General features: G+C 65.9%; 16 protein-coding genes. 1 reads left to right on the top strand and 15 read right to left on the bottom strand.

Annotated features, from left to right (window positions below; translation table 11 throughout):
• Nucleotides 1–18 precede the first annotated feature (18 nt).
• The 5 genes from nusA to IPF36_RS05430 form a co-directional block, all read right to left on the bottom strand.
• Nucleotides 19–1,494: a transcription termination factor NusA gene (nusA, locus tag IPF36_RS05450; protein WP_029046199.1), complete on the bottom strand. Its 1,476-nt coding sequence runs from the start codon at nucleotides 1,492–1,494 to the stop codon at nucleotides 19–21.
• Nucleotides 1,491–1,979: a ribosome maturation factor RimP gene (gene rimP / locus IPF36_RS05445; RefSeq protein ID WP_029046198.1), complete on the bottom strand. Its 489-nt coding sequence runs from the start codon at nucleotides 1,977–1,979 to the stop codon at nucleotides 1,491–1,493. The genes nusA and rimP overlap by 4 nt, the downstream gene beginning before the upstream one ends.
• A 302-nt stretch (nucleotides 1,980–2,281) precedes the next feature.
• Nucleotides 2,282–4,162 carry a 23S rRNA pseudouridine(2605) synthase RluB gene (gene rluB / locus IPF36_RS05440; RefSeq protein WP_195427496.1) on the bottom strand — a complete coding sequence of 627 codons (1,881 nt, stop codon included), beginning with the start codon at nucleotides 4,160–4,162 and terminating at the stop codon, nucleotides 2,282–2,284.
• A gap of 5 nt (nucleotides 4,163–4,167) precedes the next feature.
• The gene (gene scpB, locus IPF36_RS05435; protein ID WP_195427495.1) at nucleotides 4,168–5,034 is read right to left on the bottom strand and encodes an SMC-Scp complex subunit ScpB; all 867 of its coding nucleotides are present in this window, start codon (nucleotides 5,032–5,034) and stop codon (nucleotides 4,168–4,170) included.
• 557 nt (nucleotides 5,035–5,591) lie between these two features.
• Nucleotides 5,592–6,353: a sulfite exporter TauE/SafE family protein gene (locus IPF36_RS05430; RefSeq protein ID WP_133096493.1), complete on the bottom strand. Its 762-nt coding sequence runs from the start codon at nucleotides 6,351–6,353 to the stop codon at nucleotides 5,592–5,594.
• Nucleotides 6,354–6,430: 77 nt separating this feature from the next.
• Between IPF36_RS05430 and fnr the strand changes: the two genes are divergently transcribed.
• Nucleotides 6,431–7,156: a fumarate/nitrate reduction transcriptional regulator Fnr gene (fnr, locus tag IPF36_RS05425; protein ID WP_063238060.1), complete on the top strand. Its 726-nt coding sequence runs from the start codon at nucleotides 6,431–6,433 to the stop codon at nucleotides 7,154–7,156.
• A 60-nt stretch (nucleotides 7,157–7,216) separates the two neighbouring features.
• Here the strand turns inward: fnr and IPF36_RS05420 are convergent, their stop codons facing one another.
• The 10 genes from IPF36_RS05420 to zapE form a co-directional block, all read right to left on the bottom strand.
• The gene (locus IPF36_RS05420; RefSeq protein ID WP_029046193.1) at nucleotides 7,217–7,462 is read right to left on the bottom strand and encodes a hypothetical protein; all 246 of its coding nucleotides are present in this window, start codon (nucleotides 7,460–7,462) and stop codon (nucleotides 7,217–7,219) included.
• Nucleotides 7,459–7,668, bottom strand: coding sequence for a FixH family protein (locus tag IPF36_RS05415; protein ID WP_133096566.1), 210 nt, complete (start codon nucleotides 7,666–7,668; stop codon nucleotides 7,459–7,461). The genes IPF36_RS05420 and IPF36_RS05415 overlap by 4 nt, the downstream gene beginning before the upstream one ends.
• 35 nt (nucleotides 7,669–7,703) lie before the next feature.
• A complete protein-coding gene (gene ccoG / locus IPF36_RS05410) occupies nucleotides 7,704–9,176 on the bottom strand; it encodes a cytochrome c oxidase accessory protein CcoG (protein WP_133096494.1) in 1,473 nt (490 codons plus the stop codon).
• A 49-nt stretch (nucleotides 9,177–9,225) separates the two neighbouring features.
• Nucleotides 9,226–10,143: a cytochrome-c oxidase, cbb3-type subunit III gene (ccoP, locus tag IPF36_RS05405; RefSeq protein WP_195427494.1), complete on the bottom strand. Its 918-nt coding sequence runs from the start codon at nucleotides 10,141–10,143 to the stop codon at nucleotides 9,226–9,228.
• Between the two features lie 2 nt (nucleotides 10,144–10,145).
• Nucleotides 10,146–10,310: a cytochrome oxidase gene (locus IPF36_RS05400; protein ID WP_010809472.1), complete on the bottom strand. Its 165-nt coding sequence runs from the start codon at nucleotides 10,308–10,310 to the stop codon at nucleotides 10,146–10,148.
• A gap of 3 nt (nucleotides 10,311–10,313) precedes the next feature.
• The gene (gene ccoO / locus IPF36_RS05395) at nucleotides 10,314–10,979 is read right to left on the bottom strand and encodes a cytochrome-c oxidase, cbb3-type subunit II (RefSeq protein ID WP_195427493.1); all 666 of its coding nucleotides are present in this window, start codon (nucleotides 10,977–10,979) and stop codon (nucleotides 10,314–10,316) included.
• A gap of 18 nt (nucleotides 10,980–10,997) precedes the next feature.
• Complete coding sequence (gene ccoN, locus IPF36_RS05390; RefSeq protein WP_133096497.1) at nucleotides 10,998–12,446, bottom strand: cytochrome-c oxidase, cbb3-type subunit I; 1,449 nt, start codon at nucleotides 12,444–12,446, stop codon at nucleotides 10,998–11,000.
• Between the two features lie 164 nt (nucleotides 12,447–12,610).
• The gene (ccoS, locus tag IPF36_RS05385; RefSeq protein WP_063238066.1) at nucleotides 12,611–12,757 is read right to left on the bottom strand and encodes a cbb3-type cytochrome oxidase assembly protein CcoS; all 147 of its coding nucleotides are present in this window, start codon (nucleotides 12,755–12,757) and stop codon (nucleotides 12,611–12,613) included.
• Nucleotides 12,758–12,764: 7 nt separating this feature from the next.
• Nucleotides 12,765–15,320 carry a heavy metal translocating P-type ATPase gene (locus IPF36_RS05380; RefSeq protein WP_133096498.1) on the bottom strand — a complete coding sequence of 852 codons (2,556 nt, stop codon included), beginning with the start codon at nucleotides 15,318–15,320 and terminating at the stop codon, nucleotides 12,765–12,767.
• 115 nt (nucleotides 15,321–15,435) lie between these two features.
• Nucleotides 15,436–16,533, bottom strand: a complete 1,098-nt coding sequence (gene zapE / locus IPF36_RS05375; protein WP_133096499.1) for a cell division protein ZapE — start codon at nucleotides 16,531–16,533, stop codon at nucleotides 15,436–15,438.
• Between the last annotated feature and the right edge of the window lie 83 nt (nucleotides 16,534–16,616).

Here is a 16,616-nt window from a genome sequence, read left to right as displayed (position 1 = left end):
AGCCCGGCCCCGTGTCCCTCAGTTGAACCAATGTTCCCGTGCTTTCATGATCAGCGCCTTGGCTTCTTCCTCGGTGACGCCGGTCATCTCGACCAGTTCGTCGACGGCCAGTTCGGCCAGGTCGTCACGCGTGTGGATATCACCTTCGGCCAGCTTGCCGATCAGTTCCGGGTTCAGGCCGTCGAGCGAGCGCAGATCCTGCGACACCTCTTCCACCTTTTCTTCCCGGGCCAGTTCCATCGTCAGGAGCGCATCACGCGCGCGGTTGCGCAGCTCGTTGACGGTGTCTTCGTCAAAGGCCTCGATCTCCATCATTTCACTGATGGGGACATAGGCCACTTCTTCCAGCGTGGAGAAGCCTTCCTCGATCAGGATGTCTGCCACTTCCTCATCCACGTCCAGCTTGGACATGAACAGCTTGCGCACGACATCGCTCTCTTCGGCCTGCTTCTGCGCCGATTCTTCCTGCGTCATGATGTTGATCTGCCAGCCGGTCAGCTCGGACGCCAGGCGTACGTTCTGACCACTGCGGCCGATGGCGACGGCGAGGTTTTCCTCGTCGACCACCACGTCCATGCTGTGCTTCTCTTCATCGACCACGATCGACTGCACTTGCGCAGGTGCCAGTGCGCCGATCACAAACTGCGCCGGGTCTTCCGACCACAGCACGATATCCACGGCCTCGCCGCCGATCTCGTTGCGCACCGCGGTCACGCGCGTACCGCGCACGCCCACGCAGGTGCCGATCGGGTCGATGCGCTTGTCATGCGCCACCACCGCGATCTTGGCACGCACGCCCGGATCACGCGCGGCGGCCTTGATTTCCAGCAGGCCCTGCTCCATTTCCGGCACTTCGTTTTCGAAGAGCTTGATCAGGAACTCGGGGGCCGTGCGCGACAACTCGATCTGCGGGCCGCGCGCGGCGCGGTCCACGTTCAGGATATAGGCACGCACGCGATCGCCGGTGCGCAGGTTTTCCTTCGGGATGATCTGGTCGCGGGCCAGCAGCGCTTCGACGCGGCCGGATTCCACGATCAGGCCCTTCTTGTCGGCGCGCTTGACCGTGCCGGTCATGATCTTCTCGCCGCGATCCAGGTAGTCGTTCAGGATCTGCTCGCGCTCGGCGTCGCGGATGCGCTGCAGGATCACCTGCTTGGCGGCCTGCGCGCCGATACGGCCGAACTCGACCGACTCGATCTGCTGCTCGATGTAGTCGCCAAGCTCAAGGCTGGGGTTCTCATCGCGGGCTTCGAACAGAAGGATTTGCTTGTCCGGCTCCTGCAGGCCCTGCTCGTCGGGAACGACCAGCCAGCGGCGGAAGGTTTCATGCTCGCCCGACTCGCGATCGATCGCGACCCGGATATCCACGTCTTCTTCGAAACGCTTCTTGGTGGCCGAGGCGAGCGCCGCCTCCAGGGCACCGAATACCACATCCTTGTCGACGTTCTTCTCACGCGCAAGCGCATCGACGAGCAACAGAACTTCGCGGCTCATTGCTTGTTCCCTTTTCTTTGATTTCCTTTGAAGTCGAATACCGGCACCAGGCGTGCCTTGTCGACATCGGATACGGCAAATTCCAGCAGTGCCGGGCCATCCTTGCCCTCGAACTCCAGGCCGACCTTCTCCGCGCCAGCCTCGCCGGCCGGTTCGCGCAGGATGCCCGTGAAGTTCTTCTGCCCGTTCACCGGCAGGCGCAGCGTCACGCGCGCCTCGGCGCCGGCAAAGCGGACGTAGTCGGCCAGCTTCTTCAGCGGCCGGTCCAGTCCGGGCGACGAGACCTCGAGGCGTTCGTAGTCGACGTTCTCGACCGTGAACACGTGGGTGAGCTGGCGGCTCACCTTTTCACAATCCTCGATGGCGATGCCGGTTTCAGGCTGATCGATATAGACACGCAGCAATCCGGCCGGGGCACGCTCGAGCTCAACCAGCTCATATCCCATGCCGTTAAGGGTGGTTTCGATCAAATCTGCCAGATGCACTGTTATCCCGAGTAATGGCCATCAACACCGTTGGCAGGCAAACCCGCCGCTGCCGTCCGGGACGACCCTGCTGCAGTGCTGCCTGTCCGCCATCCCGCACGCGCCGGGGCGCGGAACCGAATTCGGGCGAACCAAAAAAAAATGGGCGCAATGCCCATCATTCGCCCACCCTCGGCGAGGATGGCTTTTTGAATAGACTTGAATTATACGCGGATTATGTCGAAAAGGCAAAAGCCAGACATACTCGCGGATTACGCGCCGCGCCGGCGGGTCGTCACCCCGCCGTGCGCGGCATCAGGCACTCAGCGATTGCCGCCGCGATTGCCCCCGCGGCTGCCTCCGCGATTGCCACCACCGCCGCCGCCACGCTGGCCGCGATTTCCGCCTGCCTTCGCCGCCTTCGGCATGACGTTTCCGTTCGCCTCGCCGCCGCCACGACGCTGCGGCTTGCCTTGCCCGCCAAGCCCGGCGCCACCGCCACCACGCGCCTGGCGCGCGCCGGTGCCGCGGCCGCCGCCAAGGTTGGCCGCGTGCGAGGTCAGCAGCGTGGGGCCGTGGCTGATGTAGCCCATCGACGTCTTCATCGGATCCGGCTGGCCGCCGCGGCTGCCGCCCCGCGCACCGCCCTGCTCGTAGCGCGGCAGGCCGTCCATGCCGGTATGCATCGGCATGCCGGCAATCGCCGCTTCGGTACGCTGCTTGCGCCCGCCGACCTTGGTCGCGCCCTTGCCGGACTGCTCGCCCTTGCCTGGCACCTTCAGGCCGACGGCGGTCATCAGCGCCTTGACGTCATTGGGCTCGACCTCCTGCCAGCGGCCGCGCTTGAGGCCGCGCGGAAGCAGGAACTGCCCGTAGCGCGTACGGATCAGGCGCGACACGGTCAGGCCGACCGCCTCGAACATGCGCCGCACTTCGCGGTTGCGGCCTTCGGTCAGCGCCACGTGGTACCACTGGTTGACGCCCTCGCCGCCGCCGTCCGCGATGCGCAGGAAGTTGGCCTCGCCGTCGTCCAGCTTGATGCCGTGCAGCAGGCGCTGGCGGTCGGCTTCGGCCAGCTCGCCCAGCGTGCGCACCGCGTATTCACGTTCGACGCCGTAGCGCGGGTGCATGAAGCGGTTGGCGATATCGCCCGAGGTGGTGAAGATCAGCAGGCCCTCGGTATTGAAGTCCAGCCGGCCAATGGCGACCCACTTGCCGGACTTGATGCGCGGCAGGCTGTCGAACACGGTCGGACGGCCTTCCGGGTCCGACTGGCTGACGATTTCGCCGGCCGGCTTGTGGTACAGCAGCACGCGCGGCGGCTTGGTCGAGACCTTGCGGTGAATCAGCTTGCCGTTGACGCGCACCTGGTCGGCCGGCAGGATGCGCTGGCCGATATGCGCCGGCAGCCCGTTGACCGAGACCCGTCCCTGCAGGATCAGCTCTTCCATTTCGCGGCGCGAGCCCAGGCCGCCTTCGGCCAGCACCTTGTGCAGCTTCGGGGCGTCGTCCTCGGCCGACAGCTCACGCACCGGCTTCGCCTTGGTGCGCGGGATGACCGTGTCTTCCTTGTCGTACTGCTCGGAAATCACGAAGCGGAACAGGTCCTCGCTGCTGGCCGCGGCCTTGTCGCCACCACCCTGGCCCTGGCCCTTGCGCTGGCCCTGCGGCTTGGCACCCTCCTTGCGGCGGCCCTGCGGCTGCCGGCCGGCAGCGCCCTGGCCCTCGGCCGGAGCGGCTGACTTGCCGCTGCGCGGGTTCGGCTTGCGCTTGCGGGGCGCCTGCTCACCCTTGTCCGCCCTCTCGGCTCTTTCGGCTTTCTCGCCGCTTTCAGCCTTGTGCGCCTTGTGCGCCTTGTCGGCCGGGGCCTGCGCCGACTGGCCGCCATCGCCCTGAGCCGGCTTGCGCTTGCCGCGGCCGCGCTGGGCACCGCGCCCGCCGGCCGCCGCTGGCGCCGGGGCCGCTTCCGCGGCGTCGCCGGGCATACCGGCCTCGGCGCCTTCGGCGCGGCCGGCATCGCGATCTTGCGTGGCCTGGCGGCGCGACGCCACTAGGTTCCTCAGCCCGCGGCGCAGCCCCTTGCGGCGGGGCGCGGCTTCGCTGCCCGATCCGGGTTCGGCGGCGCCGGAATCGGCGGGTGCGCCCGCATGGCGGGTGTCTTGCTCAACGGAATCAGACAAGATATTCACTATCGGATGTTGCATGTTGTTCAGTTCGGCACGCGTTCGTCGTGCTCGCTCGGGTGCGGCGAGGCGCCGTCTTCCGGCAGTTCAGCCCGTGCCCCGTCCGGATCGGAATCGGCAGGATTGCCCAGCTCGGTTGGTTCGCCTTCGGCACCCAGTTCCTCCGCCCCATGCTGGTGCGGCTGCAGGTCGAATCCGTTGGCGACTGCGCCGTCGGCGGACCCCTGGCCGGCGTCCGTGGCTTCGGGCTCGCCTGCGGCGGATGCCTCGGGCCGGGCCGGCTCGGCAAACGCCTCTTCATCGGCACTGCCAGGCTTGCCTGCCGCCAGCGCCTCGAAATCGATGGCCCGCTGGTCCAGCAGCGTTGCCTGCGCCTGCGCCTGGGCATCCTCGAGCGGGGGCAGCTCGTCCAGCGTGCGCAGCCCGAGGTCGTCCAGGAACGCCTTGGTGGTGGCATACAGGGCCGGACGCCCCGGCACGTCGCGGTGCCCGATCACCTCGATCCAGCTGCGGTCTTCCAGCTTCTTGATGACTTCCGTGCTGACCGTCACGCCGCGGATTTCCTCGATATCGCCACGCGTCACCGGCTGGCGATAAGCGATGATCGCCAGCGTCTCCATCACGGCGCGCGAGTATTTCGGCGGCTTTTCCGGATTCAGGCGATCAAGGTATTCACGCATCTCGGGGCGGCTCTGGAAGCGCCAGCCGCTGGCCAGCGACACAAGCTCCACGCCGCGCGGGCGCCAGTCCTGGCGCAGTTCCTCCAGCAGCACGCGGACGGTGTCCGCGCCGACGTCGTCGGCGAACAACCGTCGCAGATCATTGACGCGCAAAGGCTCCTGCGCGCAGATCAGCGCCGTCTCGAGGACGATCTTCGCCTCTTGGGTATTCATGTTGATGGTGTGCAGCCTGTCTTTGCACCTGCTCCCGGACGGATCCGGGGCACCGGAGATTTTGGATACAGCGATGCCAATGCCATCGCCATCTCATTGCGCAGCTCACCCGGATGCCTGCTGCATCCAAGCCGTGCACTTCCCTTTCTTTGCATCGAGTTGCCGGGTCACTCCGGCAGGAGATCGTTCGCATGCCGCCATGGGCCGGTCAGCGAACCTCTTGCGTGGCGCGTCCGCACAACGGACGCCGCTGTCGGCGAACTGAACGCCTCGGACGCAAGAAAAACGGGTATCGGGAGCAAGGCCGGCATCTCCAACACCGCAGTGCCAGCCGGGCTTTTGAACCAGATCATTTGAACCGGATGGACCGCGGGACGGGCCAGGAATCGAACTACCAACACTCCCCGCCGCCCTGGGCGCACCTTCTGGCAGGAAGGCCGCTGGCGCTGCTCGCCGCTGCTTACAAAACACCGCGCGATACCGCAATGCTGGCGATTGTATGGCATTCCCGCCCTCGCCCGCAACCACCATCCGACGCGCCGAGCGCCGCATACGTCTCAAAAGACCAGGCAGAAACCCTGCTCTGCCAGCGAATGTGGCAACAACACCGCGCGCGCCAGACCAAGGGCCCCGAACACCATGACCGCCACGCCCGCGCCCACGCGCACCGCGCGCCGCCGCGACAGGCTGCGCAGGTAGCCGGACAGCCCCGACAGCACCAGCAGGTTGGGCAGCGTACCGATGCCAAACACACCCATCACCAGCGCACCGGAACCGGCATTGCCGGCGAGCAGCGCCAGCGTCAGCGCTCCATAGACCATGCCGCACGGCACCAGCCCCCACGCCAGGCCAACACCATAGCGCCTGGCAAGCCCCCCATGCGCACGCACGAAGGTGGGCATGGCGCCGCCGCCCAGCCGCCCAAGCTGCCGCGCCAGCACGCTGCCTGCCCGCACCGCCAGCCGCTCGAGCCACGCGACGGTAAAGGCATTGCCGCGCAGCACGCGCCAGCCCGACCACAGCAGCATGGCACTGCCGGCACCAAACAACCAGCGCTGCAACGGCAGGTAGTCCTGCTTCCACGCGCCGGCGCCAATCGCGCCCAACAGCGCGCCAAGCAGCACATAGGTCGAAATCCTGCCCAGGTGCATTGCCAGCAACTCGCCGGCCCAGGCAGCGCGGCTACGCACGAAGGTCAGGGCCGCGACGCCGCCACGCGGCTGTTCAACCGCCAGTGCGATGCCGCCACACATTGCCGCGCAGTGCACGCCGCCCAGCAATGCCAGCATAAAAACGCTAATTAGCACACCAAATGGCAAATCTGACTCCCTGCCTCATCACATCGCACGGTAAAATGGCGGGGTCGCGCCCTCGCATCCACTCTTGCAGGTTCCAATTGCTCACCTCCATTCCAATCACTGAGATGTCGCCTCGTTGCTCCACTTGCGCGATGGGGCAACTGTGCCTTCCGGTTGGCATGTCCCAGCAAGACCTCACCAAGATGGACACGCTGGTGCAGGAACGCATCCGGGTCCATAAGGGTGAGACCTTGTATCGCATGGGCGATCCCCTCACCGCGGTTTACGCCGTTCGCTTCGGCACGCTGAAGACCCATGTCACGACCGAAGACGGCCGTTCACAGATTACCGGTTTCCACCTGCCAGGCGAAATCGTCGGCCTCGACGGCCTCGGTGAGATGCAGCATGCCTCGGACGCCACCGCGCTGGAAGATACCGAGGTCTGTGTAGTCCGCCTTGGGGACCTGCAGACGCTGTCTGCAGACCTGCCTTCGCTGCAGCATCAGTTCCTGCGGCTGATGGGCAAGGAAATCACGCACGACCAGATGATGCTGGTGACACTCGGTTCGATGCGCGCCGAAGAACGCCTGGCCGCTTTCCTGATCAACCTGTCTGAGCGCCTGTCGGCGCGCGGCTACTCGTCGACCGAATTCGTGATGCGCATGAGCCGCGAGGAAATCGGCAGCTACCTGGGCCTGAAGCTGGAAACCGTCAGCCGCCTGTTCTCGCGTTTCGCTGAGGCCGGCCTGATCCAGATTCGCCAGCGCCACGTCAAGCTGGTGGATCTCGCCGGCATCAAGCAGCTCTACAGCCGTAGCTGCTGACCCTTCCCACCACCCGCCGCTTTGCGCCTGCGCCGCGCGGGGCGGCGCAGGCATCGGCATTCACTCCAACTCGTCGGTATCGCTGAGCCGCGTCGGCATCGTGTACAGCGTCAACCCGCTGGACAGCGCGCAGAAGATCCACGCTAGCAGGAAGCTCATCGTGTAGATCGATTCGCGCGACGCCTCGATCGGATGCCCGAAGAACTTCAGATCACCGGGGTCCACGACCGAGAACACCGTCGCGGTGGCGAAGCCCGCCATCAGGAACCCGGGCCACAAGACCCACATCAGCCAGCGCAACCTCATGGCTGCCTCGCTGCGCTCGGCTGAGGCCGCACCGCCTCGGCCTTCTCGACCACCAGTCCATGGCGCGCTGCGCCCTGCACCGGCACGTCAGGATGCGACGACGCAAGCCAGATGGTGACGCCGCACGCCACCATCGCGACCAGCGGGCCGCTCATCAACAGCCACGGCCACGGCTCTTTCCACCACGGATTGCCTTGCTGATTCATCATGCCCCCTTGAGTTCTGCACCGAGCGCCTGGCGTCACAGGTCGCGCGGCACGATAAAGCTGGTGCTCTGCCGGATCTCGGCGTTGCCCTGCTCCGATCCTTCGCTGGTCACCGTCACGCTGATCTTGTGCGTACCCTGCGCCGCGTCTTCGATCGGCACGCGTATGCGGATCGGCAACAGCCGGTTCGAGGTCGGCGCCAGCGATTCGGCCTGCTTGTCATATTCGACCGTCAGGTGCTTCAGCTCGTCGCTGTCGGCTCGCACGCTGATATGCATCGGCCCCTCGGTCGTGTTGATCAGCTGCAGGCGATACACATTCTCGATCCAGCGGCCTTCGACCTCCCGGCCCAGCGCGCCGCGGTCGCGGATGATGTCCACCTTCAGCGGCGTGCGCAGCGCGATCGAAGCCACAAAGCCAGCGAGCAGCGCGACCCAGATCACGGAATAGATGATGACACGCGGACGCAGCAGGCGCTTGCGCGATGCTGCCGCGGACAGCGCCTTGCGCATGGCATTCTCCGAGGTGTATCGGATCAGCCCGCGCGGGTAGGACATCTTGTCCATGACCTGGTTGCAGGCGTCGATGCACGCGCCGCAGCCGATGCATTCATACTGCAGGCCATCGCGGATATCGATGCCGGTCGGGCACACTTGCACGCAGATGCTGCAGTTGACGCAATCGCCCAGGCCCGCCTGGCGATGGTCGGTCTTGCGCGAACGGCTGCCGCGCGGCTCGCCCCGGCCGACGTCGTAGGTCACGACGTAGGTGTCGCGGTCGACCATCACGCTCTGGAAACGCGCATACGGGCACATGTACTTGCACACCTGCTCGCGCATGAAGCCAGCGTTGCCCCAGGTGGCGAACGCATAGAATAGCATCCAGAACGTCTGCCACGGGCCCAGCGACAGGCTCGCCAGCTCGCCACCCAGCTCACGGATCGGCGCGAAGTAGCCGATGAAGGTGAAGCCGGTCCACAGCGCGATCAGTACCCACAGGAAGTGCTTGGTGGCCTTGATACGCAGTTTGCGCAGGCTCCAGGGGTCGCCGTCGAGACGGATGCGGGCGATCCGGTCGCCTTCGATCCGCCGCTCGATCCACATGAAGATCTCGGTATAGACCGTCTGTGGACAGGCGTAACCGCAGAACAGCCGCCCGGCGATCGCCGTGAACAGGAACAGCGCCAGCGCCGAAATGACCAGCAGCACGGCGAGATAGATGACATCCTGAGGCCACAACACCAGCCCGAAGATGTAGAACTTGCGTTCGCCAAGGTCGAACAGCACGGCCTGGCGTCCGTTCCACTGGAGCCAGGGCGTGCCGTAGTAGATCAGCTGCGTGAAGAGGACCAGCCAGACGCGCCAACTGGAGAAAGCGCCCGTAACGGAGCGCGGATAGATCTTGCGGCGGACCTCGTACAGCGTTTCATCCGAGGTCTCGGCAGGCGCAGCGGCCGACCGCTGGCGGTCGGCCGCCCGGGCCATTTCTTCGGTCCCGGGTGCGTTCATGGATGGTTTCTCCTGCGGGCGGCCCGCGCCCGCTCAGATGAGTCGCCTGTCATTGGCCGGCACCCCCGCCGGTATTCGACAGACCCCAGACATAGGCCGTCAGCATGCGGATCCGCTCTGGCGTCAGGATCTCTTCATGTGCCGGCATATGGTTATTATGCCCCTTCAGGATGGCGTCGACGATGCTGCCTTCCGAACTGCCATACAGCCACACGTTATCGGACAGGTTCGGCGCGCCCAGTGCCTGGTTGCCCTTGCCGCCGGCACCGTGGCAAGCCGCGCAGGTCGACTTGAAAGTGCTCTCGCCACGCGAGGCGCGGATGGGATCCGAAGACAGCCCCGACAGCGAGCGGACATACTGCGCCACGTCGCCTGCCAGCTTGCCGTCGATGGTGGATGCGAACGGCGGCATCACGCCATTGCGGCCCTTGGCAATGGTCTGCTGGATGGTCTCGGGTTCGCCGCCATACAGCCAGTCGCCGTCCGTCAGGTTGGGAAAGCCGCGGCTGCCGCGCGCATCCGAACCATGGCATTGCGCGCAGTAGTTCAGGAACAGCCGCTGGCCAATTTCGCGCGCCTGCGGATCTCCAGCCACCTGCTTGACATCCATCTTCAGGTACTTGGCATAGATCTCGTTCTGCATCTGCTCCTGCGCGGCACGATGCGCGGCCAGTTCGCCCTGCGTCGAGAACTTCAGCACGCCTGAGTACTTGCCCAGACCCGGATACAACACGAGGTAGACCAGGCCGAAGACACAGGCCAGCAGGAACATCCACATCCACCAGCGCGGCAGCGGGTTGTTCAGTTCGCGCAGGTCGTCGTCCCAGACGTGGCCGGTGTCGTCGCCCCCGCTGGCGGTCTTGGTGATCTTGCGTTGCGAGAACAGCAGCCATACGCACCAGACGATGCCGACGAGCGCGATCGCGGCAATGTAGTAACTCCAGAAATCGGAAAAGAAATCGCTCATGGCTAGGTGTTCCGGCTCGATGTTGTCGTGGTTTCGTCAGGCAGCGCGAACGGCAGCATGGCGGATTCCCGGTTGGCGGCCTGCCGGCCGGCCGACCACGCCCACCAGCAGATGCCAAGGAAGACGACCATCGACACGACGGTCGCAATAGCGGTGATCATGGCCATGGCTTACTCCTTCGCCGGTGCAACTGCTGCAGCGGTGTCCACGCGGACATTGCGGCGGTTGGTGCCCAGAGCCTGGAGGTAAGCCACCAGCGCGTCTTCCTCGGTCTTGCCCTGGAGCTCGTCCGGCGCCTTGGCGATGTCGGCCTCGGTGTATGGCACGCCCAGCTTCGCCAGCGCCCGCATGCGCGCCTGGATATCGTTGGTCGGCAGCGCGGCCTTCTCCAGCCACGGGTAGGAAGGCATCACCGACTCGGGCACCACGTCACGCGGGTTGCGCAGGTGGATGCGTTGCCAGTCGTCCGAGTAGCGGCCGCCGACGCGTGCCAGGTCGGGACCGGTACGCTTCGAGCCCCACAGGAACGGGTGATCGTAGACGGCCTCGCCCGCGGTGGAGAAATGGCCGTAACGCTCGGTTTCGGCCTGCAGTGTCCGCACCTGCTGCGAGTGGCAGCCGACGCAGCCTTCGCGGATATAGATATCCCGGCCCATCAGCCGCAGCGGCGAATACGGCGTGACACCCGGATCCGGCTTGGTCGTGGAGTGCTGGAAGAACAGCGGCACGATCTGCACCAGACCCGCGATGCTGACCACGAGGATCGTGCAGATGATCAGCCAGCCGATGTTCTTCTCCAGCGTTTCGTGGGAAAAGAATCTTTGTTTTTCCGACATCTTTCTATCCTGGAATGATCAGTGTGCGGAGGCCGGGATGCTGGCCGGGATCGGCGCATCCACGGCACGCTTGCCGACGATGGTCTTGGCGACGTTGTAGGCCATCAGCAGCATGCCGGAGAGGAAACAGATGCCACCCAGCAAACGGATCAGGTAGAACGGGTACTTGGCCTTGACCGCTTCGACGAAGGCATAGGTCAGCGTGCCGTCAGGCTGCGTGGCGCGCCACATCAGGCCTTCCATCACGCCGGCGATCCACATCGAGGCGATATACAGCACCACGCCGATGGTCGCGATCCAGAAGTGCCATTCGATCAGGCGCACGCTGTACATCTGCTTCTCGCCGAACAGCCGCGGGATCAGGTAGTAGAGCGAACCAATCGAGATCATTGCGACCCAGCCCAGCGCGCCGGAGTGCACGTGGCCGATGGTCCAGTCCGTGTAGTGCGACAGCGCATTGACGGTCTTGATCGACATCATCGAGCCTTCGAACGTGGACATGCCATAGAACGACAGCGCCACCACCAGGAACTTCAGTATCGGGTCGGTGCGCAGCTTGTGCCAGGCGCCCGACAGGGTCATGATGCCGTTGATCATGCCGCCCCACGACGGCGCCAGCAGAATCAGCGAGAACACCATGCCGAGCGACTGCGCCCAGTCTGGCAGCGCGGTGTACTGCAGGTGGTGCGGGCCGGCCCACATGTAGGTGAAGTTCAACGCCCAGAAGTGGACGATGGACAGGCGGTATGAATAGATCGGACGCTCGGCCTGCTTGGGAATGAAGTAGTACATCATCCCGAGGAAGCTGGTGGTCAGGAAGAAGCCCACCGCGTTATGGCCATACCACCACTGGATCATTGCGTCCTGCACGCCGGCATAGGCCGAGTAGGACTTCCACAGCGACACCGGCATCTCAATGTTGTTGACGATGTGCAACAGCGCGATGGTCAGGATGTAGGCGCCGAAGAACCAGTTGGCGACATAAATATGCCGTGTCTTGCGCTTGACGATGGTGCCGAAGAACACGATCGCATAGGCCACCCAGACCGCGGTGATCAGCAGGTCGATCGGCCATTCCAGTTCGGCGTATTCCTTCGAGGAGGTAATGCCCAGCGGCAGCGTGATGGCCGCGGCGACGATAACCAGTTGCCAGCCCCAGAACGTAAACGCCGCGAGCGGGCCGCAGAACAGGCGGGCCTGGCAGGTGCGCTGGACCACGTAGTACGAGGTCGCGAACAGCGCGCTGCCGCCGAAGGCAAAGATCACCGCATTGGTATGCAGCGGCCGCAGGCGGCCGAACGACAGCCAGGGCGTGTTGAAGTTGAGTTCAGGCCAGATCAGCTGTGCTGCCAGCAGCACGCCGACGGCCATGCCGACGATCCCCCAGACTACCGTCATGACAGCGAACTGTCTTACGACGCCGTAATTGAAGGTGTCGACGCGTGAAGACGCGGCAGTGACATCCATTCAGACCCCCAAAGCTTAGAGAAGAGAAAAAACCTACTGACGTTGTGACTTTAGAAAAACCCCGCCACCGGTGTGTTGATCTTTATCAAGTCGCTCAGGACCGGCAATGAACCTCGCGGCGCCGCCCCGGTCCGAGACCGATGTCATCCCAGGACATGCGCGCATCAAGGCTTGTCGTTGTCCAGCAGGATCGATTCCGCGGGCCGGTCGAGATCGTCGTACTGGCCCGCATGCAATGCCCACCACAGCGCGGCGGCGATCACGACGACGAGTACCAGGCTCATCGGCACGAGCAGGTAAAGCGTTTCCATGAGGCTCCTAGACCGACTTGCGGCCAGCGCGCAGCAGACGCCAGGCGTTGGCCACCACCAGCAGCGACGACAGTGACATGCCGATACCGGCCATCCATGCCATCACCAGCCCGGTCGCCGCCAGCGGGATCGCCACCACGTTGTAGAAAAAGGACCAGCCCAGGTTCTGCCGCACCACGCGCCGCGCCTTGCGCGACACCGCCAGCGCGGTTGCGATCTCGTCGATGCCGCCGTGTGTCAGCACGGCGTCGGCGCCGGCCTGCGCCAGCGGCGCACCGCTGCCGATCGCGATCGAGACCTGCGCCTGCGCCAGCACCGGGGCGTCGTTGATGCCGTCGCCCACGGCCAGCACTACCGCCCCGCCCTGCTGCAGCCGCGCGACGTAGTCGCGCTTGCCCTCGGGTGTCACTTCGCCGGCGGCATGGCCGATGCCGAAGTGCTCTGCCCACCAGCGCACGGCCGCGGCGTTATCGCCGGAGACGAGGTGGCAGCGCACGCCCAGCGCACCGAGCCGCGCCAGCAGCGCGGACGTCTGCGCGCGCTCGACATCGGCCAGCACGAAGCTGGCGAGCACGCCGTCCTGTGCCGCCAGCCACACGACCGTGGCGCCGGGATGGGCCGGGCCCGCAACCGCCGGCACTGGCACGGATGAGCCGCCGCTAACGAGCCCGCGCGCGAAATCCAGCCGGCCGAGCCGCAGGCGGCGTCCGTCGACCGTGGCTTCAAGGCCCTGTCCGGGCACGTTGCGGATGCCGGTGACCGCCACGGCATGGCCCCCTCCATCGGGCACGGCCGCGAGCAGTGCGCGTGCGATGGGGTGCTCGCCGCCGCGCTCCATCGCCGCGGCCAGTGCAAGGCATTGCGCCTCGCTCAGGTCGGCCAGCGGCTGCACTGCCGCCACGGCAAAGCGTCCTTCAGTCAGCGTGCCGGTCTTGTCCAGCACCACATCGGTCACGCGCGCCAGCGTCTCCAGCGCATGGCCGCGCGTCAGCAGTACGCCGCGCCGCGACAGCGCGGCGCCCGCGGCGGCCAGCGCGGCCGGCGTGGCCAGCGACAGCGCGCACGGACAGCTGACCACCAGCACGGCGATCGTCACCAGCAGCGCGCGTGACGGATCGATCCACAGCCCCCACACCAGCCCGGTCAGCGCCGCCAGCACCAGCAGCGTCGCCACGAACCAGCCGGCGACACGGTCGGCCAGCGTGGCCAGGCGGGGCTTCTCCGCCAGTGCGCGGTCGAGCACCGCCACGATCTCGGCCAGCCGTGTGCCGGCGCCCACGCGCGACACGCGCAGCTCCAGCGGGCTGGCGGTGTTGAAGCAGCCGGCCAGCACGGTTTCACCGGCACGGCGGCGCACCGGCCGGCTTTCGCCGGTCAGCATGGACTCGTCCAGTTCGCTGGCGCCGGCGACGACGGTCCCGTCGGCGGGAACGATCTCGCCCGCCTTCACGCGGATCAGGTCGCCCTGGCGCAAACGTGCCACCGGGATGCGTTCACCCGTGGCCCCTATTCCGGCAAGCCGCTCGCAGGTGGCGGGAAGCTGGCGCGCGAGCATCTCGGCACCGCTGCGCGATGCCTGGCGCACCCGCAGTTCGAGGTAGCGCGCCAGCAGCAGGAAGGCGACGAACATCGTCACCGAATCGAAATAGACCTCGCCGATGCCGCGCACGGTGGCCAGCGCACTGGCGATAAATCCCGCGCCCACGCCGATGGCGACCGGCACGTCCATGCCCATATGGCGCTGGCGCAGGCTGCGCCAGGCGCCGCCAAAGATCGGCGATGCGGAATAGAAGACCACCGGCAACGTCAGCGCAAAGCTGGCCCAGCGCATCAGCTGCAACTGGCCGGGGTCGATGGTGGCCTCGTGCGTGTAGATCGGCCATGCGTACATCATTACCTGCATCATGCCGAGCATGGCCACGGCCATGCGCATCAGCAGGCTGCGGCGCGCGCGACGGTCCTGCTGGTCGGTGCGCGAGACCTCGAACGGCCACGCCATGTAGCCGATGCCGGCGAGCGCGGCCAGCAATCCGGCCACGGACTGCGTGCCTTCGCGCCAGCGCACCACCACGCGGCGGGTGGCGACATTGGCAACCGCGGATTCCACGCCGGGCTGGCGCGTCAGGTGCTGCTCGATCAGCCAGGCGCAGGCGGCGCAGCGGATGTTCTCCGGCGCCAGCGTGATCTCGGCGCGGCCGTTGTCGAGCGGGCGCACGAACTGGGTGCGCAATTCGGGGGTGTCATAGGCGCCCCAGATCGGCTCGGCTTCGCGCCGCGCCGCGTCGTCGATCGGACGGGCAAAGCGGGCCTCGTCACCATATAGATGGGCAAATCCGGCTGCGTGGAGGGTCTGCGCCAGGGCCTGGCAGCCGCCACAGCAGAAGACCCGGCGGGCGCCGTCCAGTTCGGCAGCCAGTGGCTCGGCCTGCGCGACGGGCAGGCCGCAATGGAAGCATGCGAGTTGCGCCCCAACAGCGGCCGTGCCAGCGTTGGCGGCAGGCGCCGCGGACGCTGCATGCAAGGCCAGCACGCTGGCGGAAGGGATGGTGGCTGGGGACGACATGGGGACCTTTTTCTACCCCCTGCAGGGTATAGGGCGGTCCCGGCATCGGCCTTGATTTAGGTCAATGCGGCCCGGCTATCGTCGCGCCGGGCCGAAATACAACGCTTGCCGACGCTCAGGTGAGCGACGTGTCCATGGTGCGGCGCTCGGATTCCAGGTACTCGCGCGACTGCATCTCGATGATGCGCGACACGGTCCGGTGGAATTCGTTGGCCATCTGCCCCTCTGTGTAGAGTTCGTCCGCCGGCACTTCTGCCGACATCAGCAGCTTGACCTTGTGGTCGTAGAAGACGTCGATCAGCCAGGTAAAGCGCCGTGCTTCCGACGACATGCGCGGCGTCATGCGCGGCACGTCGGACAGGATCACGGTATGGAACTGCGAAGCCAGCTCCAGGTAATCGTTCTGCGAGCGCGGCCCGCCGCATAGCGTGGCGAAGTCGAACCACACCACGCCATTGGCCTTGCGCAGCGAGCGCAGTTCGCGGTGCTCGATATGCAGCAGCGGCGACTCGTCGGCCACGCCGGCAATCGACGTGAAGGCATCGCGCAGCGCCGAGTTCGCGCTGGCGTCGAGCGGCGTGTGGTAAGCCTGCACCTGTTCCAGTGCGCGCTTGCGGTAGTCGATGCCGGCATCGACGTTGAGCACGTCCATCTTCTGCTGGATCAGCGCGATGGCAGGCAGCACCCGGTCGCGGTGCAGGCCGTCCGTATAGAGCAGGTCCGGCCGGTAGTTGGAAGTCATCACGAACTGCACGCCGTTGTCGAACAGCTGCTGCAGCAGGCGGTGCAGGATCATCGCGTCGGCGACGTCGCTGACATGGAACTCGTCGAAACAGATCAGCCGGAACCGGCGCGCGATGCGCCTGGCCAGTTCATCCAGCGGGTCCGGGCGGCCGCGCAGCTCTTCCAGCTGGCGATGGACCTCGCGCATGAATTCGTGGAAGTGCAGCCGCGTCTTGCGCACCACCGGCACGCAGGTATAGAAGCTGTCCATCAGGAAAGACTTGCCGCGCCCCACCCCGCCCCACATGTAGACGCCCTTGGGCACGTCGGGACGGACCAGCAGCTTCTTCAGCGCGTTGTTGCGGCGGCTCTTGTAGGCCACCCATTCGTCGTAGCACTGCTGCAGCCGCGCCACGGCACGCAACTGCGCCTCGTCGGATGTGTAGCCGCGCTCCTTCAGTTCCTTTTTGTAGTACTCAGTGACGTTCATGCTGGGGGCTCACGCGGCACGCGCCGCAAGTGAAAACGGCGCGCCGCTGGTGCGGCGCGCCGGTACTCAAACAATGCGAGGCA

This window comes from Cupriavidus sp. IK-TO18 (genome assembly GCF_015549295.1).
Lineage (GTDB): Bacteria > Pseudomonadota > Gammaproteobacteria > Burkholderiales > Burkholderiaceae > Cupriavidus > Cupriavidus oxalaticus_A.
This window is presented reverse-complemented; position numbering and strand designations above follow the sequence as displayed.